Genomic DNA, 12195 nt, shown 5'->3' with positions numbered 1-12195 from the left:
CCCGTCATGACGGAGGTCGCCTTCCATTTCAACGCGCCGGACAAGCTGGCCTATGCCTGCCGGTTTGCTCGGAAACTGGTGCGCAGCGACCTGCGCCTGGTGATCGCGGCGCCCGCACCCGTGCTGGACACCTTGGACCGCATGCTGTGGCACATGGCGCCCCACGACTTCGTTGCCCATTGCGGCATCGACGGCGGCCCGGAGCTGCTCGCGGCGTCCCCCGTCGTATTGCTCGAAGACCCGCGCCAGGCACCACACCATGACGTGTTGCTCAATCTGGGTGGCGAAGTGCCGCAGGGTTTTGGCAGCTTTGCGCGGCTGGTGGAAGTGGTGAGCGCCAGCGACGAGGCCGACCGGCAAGGCGCCCGCACGCGCTGGCGCCATTACGCAGGGCGCGGCTATGAGATCGTTCGCCACGACCTGGTGCTCAAGCGCTGAAAGTCCTCCCATGAGCACGCCCTCCAAGACCCCGCCCCGTTTTGTGCCCACGCTCACAGAGGTGGTGCAGTGGTCCCCGGCCCTGGCGCCCGATGGGGCGGAAGAGGCTCCTCCGGTGCCCGCGAGTGCATCGGGTGACAGTCCCGCGTGGGCTTCTGCCGCGGCGCAGCCGGTGCCCGCCGCCGCGCTGGCGCCGCCGGGGCTGCCCGAGGACGTGGAAGAGTTGCTGGTGCACCGGATCATGCAGCGCGTGGATGTGGTGCTGGACCAGCGCCTGCGCGACGCCATCGCCACGGTCGTGCAGGAGCAGACACGCTCGGTAGTGCCCCGTTTGCGGGAAGAAATCGAGTCGGTGGTGCGGCAGGCGGTTTTCGAGGCGGTGGCCGACGAACTGACGGCCGGTGCAGTTGTTGAAAACATCAAAAGGTAACAGGGTATTCCCCCTGTGGTTTCTCTTGCATTTCATCGTGTTCCCTAGTGCCTCGGCACGGAAACTGCGATATGTTCGCCAGCGCTGAGGCACAAAAATAAATTCTCGGCGTTTATCTTTACTGGAGATTCCTATGCAACTCAAGTTGAAACTGACCGTAGCTGCCGCTATCGCGGCGGTTGCCGGCATCGCCTCTGCACAAGAACAGGTGATCAAAATTGGCCACGTGGGACCCGTATCCGGACCCCAGGCTCACTACGGCAAGGACAACGAAAACGGCGCACGCATGGCTGTGGATGATCTGAACACGCAAGGCATCACCATTGCGGGCAAGAAGATCAAATTCGAGTTGCAGGCGGAAGACGACGCTGCGGATCCCAAGCAGGGAACGGCTGCGGCACAGAAACTGTGCGACGCCAAAGTGGCCGGCGTGGTCGGGCATTTGAACTCGGGCACCACCATTCCAGCGTCCAAGGTCTACAACGACTGCGGCATTCCCCACGTCACGGGCGCAGCCACCAACCCCAATCTGACCAAACCGGGCTACAAGACCACGTACCGCATCATTGCCAACGACCTGGCGCTGGGCGCTGGCTTGGCGACCTACGCTGCCGATACGCTCAAGCTGAAGAAAGTCGCCATGATCGACGACCGTACTGCCTACGGTCAGGGTGTGGCAGAGGTGTTCAAGAAGACGGCCGCAGCCAAGGGCATGCAGATCGTCGACGAGCAGTTCACCACCGACAAAGCCACCGATTTCATGGCCATTCTGACGGCCATCAAATCCAAAAATCCCGACGCCATTTTCTTCGGTGGCATGGACCCGCAGGGCGGACCCATGCTGCGCCAGATGGAGCAGCTCGGCCTGTCCAACGTCAAGTACTTCGGTGGCGACGGCATCTGCACGGCCGAACTTGCCAAGTTGTCAGCGGGTGCCAAGACACTGGGCAACGTGATCTGCGCCGAAGGCGGCTCGTCGCTGGCCAAGATGCCTGGTGGCATGGCCTGGAAGGCACGCTACGACGCCAAGTACCCTGGCCAGTTCCAGATTTACAGCCCCTACACCTATGACGCGACCATGCTGCTGGTCGATGCGATGAAGCGGGCCAACTCGTGGGATCCCAAGGTCTATATCCCTGAGCTGCAAAAGTCCAACTACAAGGGCGTGACCGCCAATATCGCCTTTGAGCCCAATGGCGAAATGAAAAATCCGGCCATCACCTTGTACACCTACAAGGACGGAAAAAAGGTGTCTCTGAACTGACACGAGAGCGTTTAGGCCGGGCGCCGGCCAAACGCTGCACAGTAAAAAGGCTTCCTGCGGGAAGCCTTTTTTGTGTGGCAGGCAACGTTCAGCGGCGCACCTGCAAGGCGCCGGGGTTCACGATGTTGGTCGGTGTCCCCTTGATGTAGTTCACCACATTGTCGAAAGCCGAGCCAAAGTACAGCTCGTAGCTGTCTTGCTCCACATAGCCGATGTGCGGCGTGCAGATGCAGTTTTCCAGGCGCAGCAGGGCATGGCCCTGCAGGATGGGCTCGCTCTCGAACACATCGACCGCCGCCATCCCCGGGCGGCCCCGGTTCAGCGCAGCGATCAGTGCTTCGGGCTCGAGCAGTTCGGCGCGCGAGGTGTTGACCAGCAAGGCCGTGGGCTTCATGCAGGACAGGTCTTCCAGCGAGATGCTGCCACGGGTCTCGTCGTTGAGCCGCAAATGCAGCGACACCACGTCGCATTGCGAGAAAAACTCCTCGCGTGTGCTGGCCACCTGAAAGCCATCGGTGAGCGCCTGGGCGCGCGAGGCCTCACGGCCCCAGATGCGCACATTCATGCCGAAGGCGCGGCCATATCCGGCCACGATCTGGCCGGTCCGGCCATAACCCCAGATGCCCAGTGTCTTGCCGCGCAGCACGCTGCCAATGCCGAAATTGGGCGGCATCGAACCTGCCCTGAGCCCCGATTGCTGCCATGCGCCGTGCTTGAGGTTGGCGATGTATTGCGGCAGGCGGCGCATGGCGGCCATGATCAGCGCCCAGGTCAATTCGGCCGGGGCGACCGGCGATCCCACCCCCTCGGCGACGGCGATGCCGCGCTCGGTACAGGCAGACACGTCCACATGGGGGCCGATCTTGCCGGTCTGGGAGATCAGTTTGAGGCGCGGCAGTTTTTCGACCAGTTGGCGCGTGATCTGGGTGCGTTCACGGACCAGGACAATGATGTCGGCGTCCTTCAATCGCACCGACAGCTGTCCCAGGCCTTTGACGGTGTTGGTGTAGACCTTGGCGTTGTAAGGGTCCAGGCGCGAGGCGCAGTGGAGCTTGCGCACTGCATCCTGGTAGTCGTCCAGAATCACGATATTCATAGCGAGGTATTGTGCCTCGGACCTGCACCACTGCGCTGGCAACAAACCGCAATGGGGCTCGTGCCTGTGCTGATCAATGCAGCATTTCGCGCGCGGCCAGTCTGTCGAGTTCGGCGCATACATCCGCCATGCGTCCGGAAATCACCAGCCGGTCGGTGCCACCCGTGCCCGAACGCCGCAACACGCGCACCGCGCGGTGCGGGCCCGTGGCGCGGACCACAGAGGCGGGCAGGGCCGCGCGGGCCGATTCCGAGGCGGCCGTCGCGCAGGGTTGGGCCCGCTTCTCGGCCGCGGTTGCCGCGTCGGACACCGTTGTGCCGGCGGCATGCCGCAGCGCCGCGCCAGGGTGTGCAGCGTGCCGCGCCACGGAAGGGCCTGCGGCACGGCATGCGGGGGCCGCGGCATGCGTCCTTTGGCGCCGCCACCAGAGACCCAGGGCGTGCAAAGGGTGGACAAAGGCCGACGCGGCCAGCAGGGCAATTCCCATGTGGAACTCCATTCAACAGAGGGTGGACACGGGCGGGATTGCGGAACCTGGCACTGCTGCAGGGCCAGCGGTTTCCAAGAAACCACCCAACGCCCACCACCTGCAGCCGTGCGCCAGGTGGCCCTACATGAGCATGGTGTTGCGGATCAGACCGACCGCGATGCCTTCGATTTCAAAAGCCTCCCCGGGCTCGACGACGATCACCGGGTAGTCGGGGTTCTCGGGCAGCAGTTCGATGGCGTGCGCCGTGCGGCGCAGGCGTTTGACGGTGACGTCGTCCCCCAGGCGCGCGACGATGATCTGGCCATTGCGCGCTTCGCGCGCGGTCTGGACGGCCAGCAGATCGCCGTCCATGATGCCGGCGTCGCGCATGGACATGCCGCGCACCTTGAGCAGGTAGTCGGGGCGGTGCTGAAAGAGGCTGTTCTCGACGCAGTAGGTCTGGTCGATGTGCTGCTGCGCGAGAATGGGCGATCCGGCAGCGACCCTTCCCACCAGGGGCAGCACCAGCTGGCTCAGGCCGGCCAGGGGCAACTGGAACGGGCTGCCGCGTGCGGCGTTGATGGAACGCACGGTCTCGCTGTGCAAGCGGATGCCGCGCGAGGTGCCGCTGACCAGCTCAATGACGCCCTTGCGTGCCAGCGCTTGCAGGTGTTCTTCGGCCGCGTTGGCCGACTTGAAGCCCAGCTCGGCCGCGATTTCAGCGCGTGTGGGAGGGGCCCCGGTGCGCGCAATGGCGCTCTGGATCAGGTCCAGGATCTGCTGCTGCCGGGCGGTGAGCTTGGGGAGGGTGTGCATGGAGGCTCCAAGGGAGTGCCATATTCGGAATGGCTGTTTTTTAATCCAGTAACTGTATTTTTAACCAGTTCTTTGGGGGGCGCAAGTGGGTACTGCGAAATTGGTGGTTTTGGGCACAGGCGGCACGATCGCGGGAACCGCGGCCGAGGCCGGGGACAACGTGGGCTATACCGCGGCCCAGGTGGGTGTGCAGGCGCTGTGGCAATCGGTCCCCGGCCTGTCGCAGGCCTGTGGGGATTGGGTGACCGAGCAGGTGGCGCAGATCGACAGCAAGGACATGGACTGTGCCGTGTGGGGCGCGCTCGCCCAGCGCTGCCAGCACCACCTGGACGATCCCGCAGTGGACGCCATCGTCATCACGCACGGCACCGACACGCTGGAAGAAACCGCATGGTTTCTGCACCGCGTGCTGCGCACGGACAAACCCGTCGTGATGACCTGCGCCATGCGCCCCGCGACCGCCGTGGCGCCCGATGGGCCGCAAAACCTGCTCGACGCCGTGGCCGTCGCCCTCGCGCCGGACGCGCGGGGCGTGCTCGTCGCCTGCGCCGGCGAGGTGCATGGCGCGCGCGGTGTGCAGAAAGTCCACCCCTACCGGCTCAACGCCTTCAGTTCGGGCGAAGCCGGACCGCTGGGGTGGGTCGAGGAGGGAACGGTGCGTTTGGCACAAAATTGGCCGCAAGCTCAGATGGGTAAAGCACATGCAGCTCTCGAAAAGATAGCGCAGGGGGCGCAGTGGCCGCGCGTGGAGATCGCCATGAGCCACGCCGGCGCGAGCGGCGCCACGGTCGATGCGCTGGTGCACAGCGGAGTGCAGGGACTGGTGGTGGCGGCCACCGGCAATGGCACTGTGCACGCTGCATTGCAGGCGGCGCTCGAGCGCGCTGAGGGCGCAGGCGTGGCGGTGCGCGTGGCCTCGCGCTGCCCTCTGGGGCAGATCGTGCCGGGTTCGCCAAGCACTTTTATTGCGTTGCCCGGCCTGAGTCCGGTCAAGGCGCGCGTCGAGCTGATGCTGGAATTGATGGAGGGTGCAGCGCCGCACTGAGCCGCTGCGCAGCGACTGGTCGCGGGGGAGCGCACGCAAAAACGCCCCGCAGGGCGGGGCGTTGCCGGTGAGCGGAAGCCTGCGGGCGTTCAGTCGGCCAGGGCGGCCATGGCGCGGGCGGTGATTTCTTCCACGCTGCCGGTGCCGCTGATGGCCCGGTACTTGGGGGCCTGTGCCGGGTCTTGCTGGGCCCAGCTTGAGTAGTAGTCGACCAGCGGGCGGGTCTGCGCGCTGTACACGTCCAGGCGCTTCTTCACGGTTTCTTCCTTGTCGTCCTCGCGCTGGATCAGGTCTTCACCGGTCACGTCGTCCTTGCCGGCCACCTTGGGCGGATTGAACTTGACGTGGTAGGTGCGGCCGCTGGCGGGGTGCGAGCGGCGGCCGCTCATGCGCTCGATGATGGCATCGAAGGGCACGTCGATTTCCAGCACATAGTCGAGCTTCACGCCGGCCGCCTTCATGGCGTCGGCCTGCGGGATGGTGCGCGGGAAGCCGTCAAAGAGGAAGCCTTGGGCGCAGTCCGGTTCGGCAATGCGTTCCTTGACCAGGCCGATGATGATGTCGTCGCTGACCAGGGCGCCCGCGTCCATGACGGCTTTGGCCAGCAGGCCCAGCGGCGTGCCGGCCTTGACCGCGGCGCGCAGCATGTCGCCGGTGGAGATTTGCGGGATGCCGTATTTCTGGCAGATGAACGCGGCCTGCGTGCCCTTTCCGGCGCCGGGGGCACCGAGCAAGATCAGTCTCATGGAAGTCCTCTAAGTGTGTGAAATCAGCGGCGCCACTGGCCCCGGACACGGTTGTCCGGGGACGTGGCGCTCTCATTGGCGGCAAGGATAGCACGCACATCCTTGGCGCTGGCTGACGGCGGGCGCCTGCGCCACCGCCTGTGTCAAAGGCTTTTTGGCGGCTTCAGGCCAGCAGCTGGCGCACGCGTTCGAGGTCTTCGGGCGTGTCCACACCGGCGCCCGGGGCCTGGGCTGCGATGTGGACGGCGATGCGGTGGCCATGCCAGAGCGCGCGCAGCTGCTCCAGGGCTTCGATGGCTTCCGTGGGCGCCTGGGCCAGGGTGGGAAAGCGGCGCAGGAAGTGCGCGCGGTAGCTGTAGATGCCGATGTGGCGCAGCGGCGCAAAGTCGGCCAGCGCGGCCACGCCGGGCTGGGCCTGCGCCGCGTGGCCATCCCACCAGGCGCTGTCCGCCAGGTCGCGCGCATGCGGGATCGGGGCGCGGCTGAAATAGTGCGCCAGCCCGCGCGCATCCAGCACGACCTTGACGATGTTCGGGTTGTCGAAATCGGCCCGCGTCGCAATCGGGTGGGCGGCCGTGCCCATGCTGGCTTCGGGGTGCTGGGCCAGCAGTGCGGCGACGGCGTTGATGAGCTGCGAATCGATCAGCGGCTCGTCGCCTTGCACATTGACGACGATGTCGCCGCCCGTCAGGCCGAGCAGCGTGCAGGCCTCGGCCAGCCGGTCGCTGCCGCTGGGGTGGTCGGCGCGCGTGGCCACGGCCTGGATGCCGTGCGCGGCGCAGGCGTGCAGGATGCGCTCGTCGTCGGCCGCCACCACCACGCGCGCGGCGCTGCTGCGCGCCGCGGCGCGCGCGACGCGCACCACCATGGGCAGGCCGGCAATGTCGGCCAGCGGTTTGTCGGGCAGCCGGCTCGATGCCATGCGCGCCGGGATCAGCACGGTGAATGGAGGGGGCGGGCCGGCCGGCGCGCTCACTGCTCCAGCTCCTCGTCGGTCAGGGTGCGTGCCTCGTTTTCGAGGAGCACGGGGATGCCGTCGCGCACCGGGTAGGCCAGGCGCGCGCTGCGCGAGACCAGTTCCTGGCGCTCGCGGTCGTAGGTGAGGGGGCCCTTGGTGACAGGGCAGACCAGCAGTTCAAGCAGTTTGGGGTCCATGGCGGCGCGGTGGTGAAGGGTTCAGGAGGGCGATGATAGTGTCCGCCGCAGCAGGGCGTCGAGTGCGGCAAAGAAGCCGCCATCGATGTCCACCTGCAGCGGAACGGCCAGCGCATCGGGGTTTTGGCGCCACAGCTTGGCGGCGTCCTTTTCGGTGCAAATAAGGCGCAAAGGATCGCCTGACGGGCGCTTCCAGCTATCAAAATCAAAGTGGTCCGGCAGCGCCAGCGTGTCGGCCAGCGTGAGCCCCTGCGCGCGCAGCATGGCAAAGAAGTCTTCGGGCCGTGCAATCGCGGCCACCGCCCGCAGCGGTTCGCCGCGCAGGCTGGGCAGCGGCACGCGCTGGCCGTCGGCGCGCAGGGCGTGATCGGCCAGCTGGCGCCGCAGCGCGAACGTGGGCGCGCTGGTGTCGGGCGCAGGGCCGGCGTGCACGACCAGGTCCACGGCGCGCGGCCAGGGCTCGCGCAGCGGGCCGGCGGGCAGCAGGAAGCCATTGCCGACGCCGCCGTCGTTGAACACGCAGATAGCGACATCGTGTGCCAACGCCCAGTGCTGCAGGCCGTCGTCACAGACCAGCAGGTCGGTGCCGGGGTGCTGCGCCAGCAGGGCGCGCGCGGCGTCGATGCGCCGCGGGGCCACCGCCACCGGCACGCCGCAGCGGCGCGCGATCAGTGCGGGCTCGTCCCCGACCTCGCTGGGCAGGCTGTCGGCGCGCACCAGCCGGCAGTCGTGGGCGCTGCGCCCGTAGCCGCGCGAGACCACGCCGGGCTGCCACCCTTGCGCCTGCAGGTGGCGCACCACGGCCATCACGACGGGTGTCTTGCCGGCGCCGCCGGCGATCACGTTGCCGACCACGAGGACCGGCACACCCGGGTGTTCAGCGCGCCGCAGGCCTGTGCGGTACAGCGCGCGGCGCAGCGCCACGAGCAGGCCGTAGAGCAGCGATAGCGGCCACAGCGCCCAGGCCAGCGCGCCGCGCCGGCGCCAGGCGCGCAGCAGCGCCGCTTCGAGCGGCGGCGTGGACCGGGGCGCGGAGGCTGGCTGCGGTGCGGCAGCCATGGGGAGCTAGGATTTGCCAGCGCCCGCGCGCGCGGACGACTGGGTGGCGAAGGTGATCTGCGTGAGGCCGACGCGGCGTGCCGCCTCCATCACGCTCACCACGGCTTGGTGCGGCGCCATGGCGTCGGCGCTGATGATGACCACACTGCCCGGGCCGGCCTGGGCGGCCGCGCGCAGGGCCGTGGCCAGCGCGTCCACGCTCTTGCCCTCGATGCCGGCCTTGTTCACCACGTAGCGGCCATCGGCGGCGACGGCGACGACGACCTCCTTGGGGTGGTCGCGCTGCTGCTCGGCGTCGGCCACGGGCAGCGTGAGCTGCAATTCGGTGAACTTGCTGTAGGTGGTGGTCAGCATCAGGAAGATGAGGATGACCAGCAGCACGTCGATGAACGGGATCAGGTTGATCTCGGGCTCGTCGCGTTGGCGCGGGCGGAAGTTCATCGTGGCCTCCGGGCAGTCCGGGGGCCGGCGGCGCCGCAGCCGCGGTCCCCGCTCATTTGCGCAGCCGCGCCAGGTGGCGCACGAAGGTCTCGCTCGACAGCTCCAGCGTGAGCAGGTAGGCGTCGACGCGGCTGCGGAAGTAGCGCCAGAAGATCAGCGCCGGAATGGCCACGATCAGGCCGAAGGCGGTGTTGTACAGCGCCACCGAGATGCCGTGCGCCAGCTGCGCCGGGTTGCCGCTGCCCAGGCCGCCCGCGCCGGCCTGTGAGCCGAAAATCTCGATCATGCCGATCACCGTGCCCAGCAGGCCGAGCAGCGGCGCGGCCGAGGCAATGGTCGCCAGGGCGGTCAGGGACTTTTCCAGGCGGTGGGCCACCGCACGGCCGGCGCCTTCCATGGCGGCGCGCAGATCGCTTTCGCTGCACTGCGGCGTGGCGTGCAGCGTGCGCAGGCCGCTGGCCAGCACCTCGCCCAGTGCCGAGTTCTGTGCCAGCTGGACAACCACGTCGGGGCCGGGAAGCGCCACCGACGACACGGAGATCGCCTCGTCGAGCAGCTGGGCAGGGGCCACGCGGGCGGGTTTCAGGGCCACGAAACGTTCAAAAATCAGCGCCATCGCCAGGACGGAGCAGGCAACCAGGGGCCAGATCGGCCAGCCTGCGGCTTGTATGATCGACAGCAATTCTCTCTCCGCTCGGGGTGGGGCAAGCAGCGATTATGGCCCAGCTTGCCAGGGGCCCAGCAGCACACGGCCCGGGCGAGACAGGGGTGCCGATGGCTGCGGTCACCCACAAAATCTGTGGATAACTTTGTGGACAAAGGCGGGTGCAAGCCGCGCAAAGCGGCGCCGATTCGACATTGCAACAGATTGATTAAATTTTGCACAGCAAAAAACTCTTATAAATCAATGGCTTGTATGTATTCGTGTGATCCTGAGGCCCATCGATCGGCCCGATTGTGGAGCCAGTCGGCATGCGCTGCGCTGTGGAGTACTGCAGCGCAGCAAATGCGGCAAGCCCGCCGCCAGCGCCATGTTTGAAACCTCCACCCAAGCTGCTGCGCCCCGCATCTGGGAGGTCGGTGCGCTGTGCCGCGCCGTCTCGGACGCTCTGCAGGCGCGCTTCAACCCGGTCGCCGTGCGCGGCGAGATCACCGGCTTTTCGCGCGCTTCCAGCGGGCACTGCTATTTCAGCATCAAGGATGCGCAGGGGCAGATCCGCTGCGCCATGTTCAAGCGCGCAGCCAGCCTGCTCGACTTCCATCCACGCGACGGCGAGCTGGTCGAGCTGCGCGGGCGCCTGGGCGTCTACGAGGCCCGGGGCGACCTGCAGCTGGTCGTCGAGAGCCTGCAGCGCGCAGGGCAGGGCGCCTTGTTCGAGCAGTTCCTGCGCCTCAAGGCCAAGCTGGAGGGCGAGGGCCTGTTCGACGCCGCGCGCAAGCGCGCGCTGCCCCTGCTGCCGCGCGGCATCGGCCTGGTGACCTCGCCGGGAGCGGCGGCGCTGCACGACGTGGTGACGGCGCTGCGCCGGCGCGTGCCGCACATCCCGGTGGTGCTGGTGCCGGCCCTGGTGCAGGGCGCGGGTGCGGCCGCGTCGATGGGCAATGCGCTATCAAATCTGTATCGGCTTGCGCAGACTGGGCAAGGGTTGGAGCCCGATTTGGTGCAAAGTCCGCCGATCGACGTGATCTTGCTGGTGCGCGGCGGCGGTGCCATCGAGGACCTGTGGGCCTTCAACGACGAGGCGCTCGCGCGCACCATCGTGCAAAGCCCGGTGCCGCTGGTCAGCGGTGTGGGGCACGAGACCGACTTCACCATCGCCGACTTCTGCGCCGACCTGCGCGCGCCCACGCCCACGGCCGCCGCCGAACTCGTGGCGCCGCCGCGCGAGGTCTGGCTCGGCGCCCTGGACCTGCTGGCCGGGCGGCTGCGGGACGGGGTGCAGCGCCAGATCGACCAGCGCCACCAGCGCCTGGACCAGGTCGGCGCGCGCCTGGGGCGGCCCTCGGGCCTGGTCGGGCGCCAGCACGAGCGGCTGGCGCGGCTGGCGCAGCGCATGCGCCATGCTGCGCTATTGAAATTGCAGCGCCTGGCGCATGACCAGCAAGCGCTGGAGGCCGATTTGCCTGTAAAACTGCAGCAGCGCCTGGCCCAGCACCAGCAGCGCCTGGAGCGCGCCGCGCTGCGCCTGCAGCTGCTCGACCCGCGCCTGGTGCTGCAGCGCGGCTACGCCCTGTTGACCGACAGCGAGGGCGCGGCCGTCACCAGCGTGCGCCAGGCCCCGCTGGGGGCGCAGCTGCAGGCGACGCTCGCCGATGGCAAGGTGGACCTCACGGTGTCGCAGCGCCGGCTGCTCTGAACCGCCACCCCACGGGGCGCGGCCCGGCCGCGCGGGATCACCCCCGTTTTGTAGGAGTAGCCGGACGCCTACAGCCGAACAGGGGTTTAATTCCTACAATCTGCGCTCGCTGGCCGCAGGCGCCCTCGCTTGCGCAGCGCCCCGGCCCTCCATTCAAACCATAAGGAACCACCATGGAACATACCCTGCCCCCGCTGCCCTATGCCATCGACGCCCTGGCCCCGCACTACAGCCAGGAAACGCTGGAATACCACCACGGCAAGCACCACAAGGCCTATGTGGACAACCTCAACAACCTGCAAAAGGGCACCGAATTCGAGGCGATGACGCTCGAAGAGATCGTCAAGAAATCCAGCGGCGGCATCTACAACAACGCTGCGCAGATCTGGAACCACACCTTCTTCTGGAGCTGCATGGCCCCCCAAGGCGGCGGTGAGCCCACGGGCGCGCTGGCAGACGCCATCAACGCCAAGTTCGGCTCCTACGCCGCATTCAAGGAAGCGTTCGTGAAGTCGGCCGTCGGCAACTTCGGCTCGGGCTGGACCTGGCTCGTGAAAAAAGACGATGGCAGCGTCGACATCGTCAACACCGGCGCAGCCGGCACGCCGCTGACCACGGCCGACAAGGCGCTGCTCACGGTGGACGTGTGGGAGCATGCCTACTACATCGACTACCGCAACCAGCGTCCGAAGTTCGTCCAGACCTTCCTGGACCAGCTGGTGAACTGGAAGTTTGCCGAAGGCAACTTCGCCTGAGTCCCGTGGCGCTGCGGCGCCAGGGCCACTGGCCGCCGTGCACAAGGGCCCGAAGAGCGATCTTCGGGCCCTTTTTTCATGGGTGCACCAAGGGACTGGAGTGCCAGTCTTATAGAAGACTTGA

Annotated in this window: 15 protein-coding genes; 6 read left to right on the top strand and 9 right to left on the bottom strand. The window is 67.2% G+C overall.

Annotation, left to right across the window (positions count from 1 at the left end):
* The first annotated feature begins 6 nt into the window (after window positions 1–6).
* From B2J86_RS01215 to B2J86_RS01205, 3 genes are all read left to right on the top strand, one after another.
* Window positions 7–438 carry a DNA polymerase III subunit chi gene (locus B2J86_RS01215; protein WP_169168466.1) on the top strand — a complete coding sequence of 144 codons (432 nt, stop codon included), beginning with the start codon at window positions 7–9 and terminating at the stop codon, window positions 436–438.
* 10 nt (window positions 439–448) lie between these two features.
* Complete coding sequence (locus B2J86_RS01210) at window positions 449–868, top strand: hypothetical protein (RefSeq protein ID WP_173024527.1); 420 nt, start codon at window positions 449–451, stop codon at window positions 866–868.
* Window positions 869–1001: 133 nt separating this feature from the next.
* Window positions 1002–2132, top strand: coding sequence for a branched-chain amino acid ABC transporter substrate-binding protein (locus B2J86_RS01205; RefSeq protein WP_169168467.1), 1131 nt, complete (start codon window positions 1002–1004; stop codon window positions 2130–2132).
* A gap of 88 nt (window positions 2133–2220) precedes the next feature.
* Here the strand turns inward: B2J86_RS01205 and B2J86_RS01200 are convergent, their stop codons facing one another.
* The 3 genes from B2J86_RS01200 to lexA form a co-directional block, all read right to left on the bottom strand.
* On the bottom strand, window positions 2221–3228 hold the full coding sequence (locus B2J86_RS01200) for a D-2-hydroxyacid dehydrogenase family protein (RefSeq protein WP_169168468.1): 1008 nt from the start codon (window positions 3226–3228) through the stop codon (window positions 2221–2223).
* Between the two features lie 73 nt (window positions 3229–3301).
* Window positions 3302–3715, bottom strand: a complete 414-nt coding sequence (locus B2J86_RS01195; protein WP_169168469.1) for a hypothetical protein — start codon at window positions 3713–3715, stop codon at window positions 3302–3304.
* A 123-nt stretch (window positions 3716–3838) separates the two neighbouring features.
* Window positions 3839–4513, bottom strand: coding sequence for a transcriptional repressor LexA (gene lexA / locus B2J86_RS01190; protein WP_169168470.1), 675 nt, complete (start codon window positions 4511–4513; stop codon window positions 3839–3841).
* Window positions 4514–4622: 109 nt separating this feature from the next.
* Here lexA and B2J86_RS01185 point away from each other — a divergent pair, with 109 nt between their 5' ends.
* A complete protein-coding gene (locus B2J86_RS01185) occupies window positions 4623–5558 on the top strand; it encodes an asparaginase (protein WP_169168499.1) in 936 nt (311 codons plus the stop codon).
* Window positions 5559–5647: 89 nt separating this feature from the next.
* On the opposite strand, the gene adk is transcribed toward B2J86_RS01185, so the two are convergent.
* The 6 genes from adk to B2J86_RS01160 form a co-directional block, all read right to left on the bottom strand.
* On the bottom strand, window positions 5648–6304 hold the full coding sequence (adk, locus tag B2J86_RS01180) for an adenylate kinase (RefSeq protein WP_173024526.1): 657 nt from the start codon (window positions 6302–6304) through the stop codon (window positions 5648–5650).
* A gap of 163 nt (window positions 6305–6467) precedes the next feature.
* A complete protein-coding gene (kdsB, locus tag B2J86_RS01175) occupies window positions 6468–7280 on the bottom strand; it encodes a 3-deoxy-manno-octulosonate cytidylyltransferase (RefSeq protein WP_371735981.1) in 813 nt (270 codons plus the stop codon).
* Window positions 7277–7459 carry a Trm112 family protein gene (locus B2J86_RS18050; protein WP_013519449.1) on the bottom strand — a complete coding sequence of 61 codons (183 nt, stop codon included), beginning with the start codon at window positions 7457–7459 and terminating at the stop codon, window positions 7277–7279. The genes kdsB and B2J86_RS18050 overlap by 4 nt, the downstream gene beginning before the upstream one ends.
* Window positions 7460–7480: 21 nt before the next feature.
* Window positions 7481–8518 (bottom strand): tetraacyldisaccharide 4'-kinase, encoded by a 1038-nt coding sequence (gene lpxK / locus B2J86_RS01170; protein ID WP_173024525.1) that lies wholly within the window; start codon window positions 8516–8518, stop codon window positions 7481–7483.
* Window positions 8519–8524: 6 nt separating this feature from the next.
* A complete protein-coding gene (locus B2J86_RS01165; RefSeq protein ID WP_173024524.1) occupies window positions 8525–8959 on the bottom strand; it encodes a biopolymer transporter ExbD in 435 nt (144 codons plus the stop codon).
* 52 nt (window positions 8960–9011) lie between these two features.
* On the bottom strand, window positions 9012–9641 hold the full coding sequence (locus tag B2J86_RS01160; protein ID WP_173024523.1) for a MotA/TolQ/ExbB proton channel family protein: 630 nt from the start codon (window positions 9639–9641) through the stop codon (window positions 9012–9014).
* 349 nt (window positions 9642–9990) lie between these two features.
* On the opposite strand from B2J86_RS01160, the gene xseA reads away from it, so the two are divergent.
* Window positions 9991–11316 carry an exodeoxyribonuclease VII large subunit gene (gene xseA / locus B2J86_RS01155; protein WP_173024522.1) on the top strand — a complete coding sequence of 442 codons (1326 nt, stop codon included), beginning with the start codon at window positions 9991–9993 and terminating at the stop codon, window positions 11314–11316.
* Window positions 11317–11489: 173 nt separating this feature from the next.
* On the top strand, window positions 11490–12071 hold the full coding sequence (locus tag B2J86_RS01150; protein WP_173024521.1) for a superoxide dismutase: 582 nt from the start codon (window positions 11490–11492) through the stop codon (window positions 12069–12071).
* Window positions 12072–12195: the final 124 nt, after the last annotated feature.

Source organism: Acidovorax sp. SRB_14 (assembly GCF_012932145.1).
Classification (GTDB): Bacteria; Pseudomonadota; Gammaproteobacteria; order Burkholderiales; family Burkholderiaceae_C; genus Simplicispira.
This window is presented reverse-complemented; position numbering and strand designations above follow the sequence as displayed.

Bases quoted from the DNA above. Each gene is read 5' to 3' on its own strand.
- B2J86_RS01210 (WP_173024527.1), top strand. From the start codon at position 449: ATGAGCACGCCCTCCAAGACCCCGCCCCGTTTTGTGCCCACGCTCACA.
- B2J86_RS01150 (WP_173024521.1), top strand. From the start codon at position 11,490: ATGGAACATACCCTGCCCCCGCTGCCCTATGCCATCGACGCCCTGGCC.
- adk (WP_173024526.1), bottom strand. From the start codon at position 6,304: ATGAGACTGATCTTGCTCGGTGCCCCCGGCGCCGGAAAGGGCACGCAG.
- lexA (WP_169168470.1), bottom strand. From the start codon at position 4,513: ATGCACACCCTCCCCAAGCTCACCGCCCGGCAGCAGCAGATCCTGGAC.
- lpxK (WP_173024525.1), bottom strand. From the start codon at position 8,518: ATGGCTGCCGCACCGCAGCCAGCCTCCGCGCCCCGGTCCACGCCGCCG.
- B2J86_RS01215 (WP_169168466.1), top strand. From the start codon at position 7: ATGACGGAGGTCGCCTTCCATTTCAACGCGCCGGACAAGCTGGCCTAT.
- xseA (WP_173024522.1), top strand. From the start codon at position 9,991: ATGTTTGAAACCTCCACCCAAGCTGCTGCGCCCCGCATCTGGGAGGTC.
- B2J86_RS01165 (WP_173024524.1), bottom strand. From the start codon at position 8,959: ATGAACTTCCGCCCGCGCCAACGCGACGAGCCCGAGATCAACCTGATC.
- B2J86_RS01205 (WP_169168467.1), top strand. From the start codon at position 1,002: ATGCAACTCAAGTTGAAACTGACCGTAGCTGCCGCTATCGCGGCGGTT.
- B2J86_RS01200 (WP_169168468.1), bottom strand. From the start codon at position 3,228: ATGAATATCGTGATTCTGGACGACTACCAGGATGCAGTGCGCAAGCTC.
- B2J86_RS01195 (WP_169168469.1), bottom strand. From the start codon at position 3,715: ATGGGAATTGCCCTGCTGGCCGCGTCGGCCTTTGTCCACCCTTTGCAC.
- B2J86_RS18050 (WP_013519449.1), bottom strand. From the start codon at position 7,459: ATGGACCCCAAACTGCTTGAACTGCTGGTCTGCCCTGTCACCAAGGGC.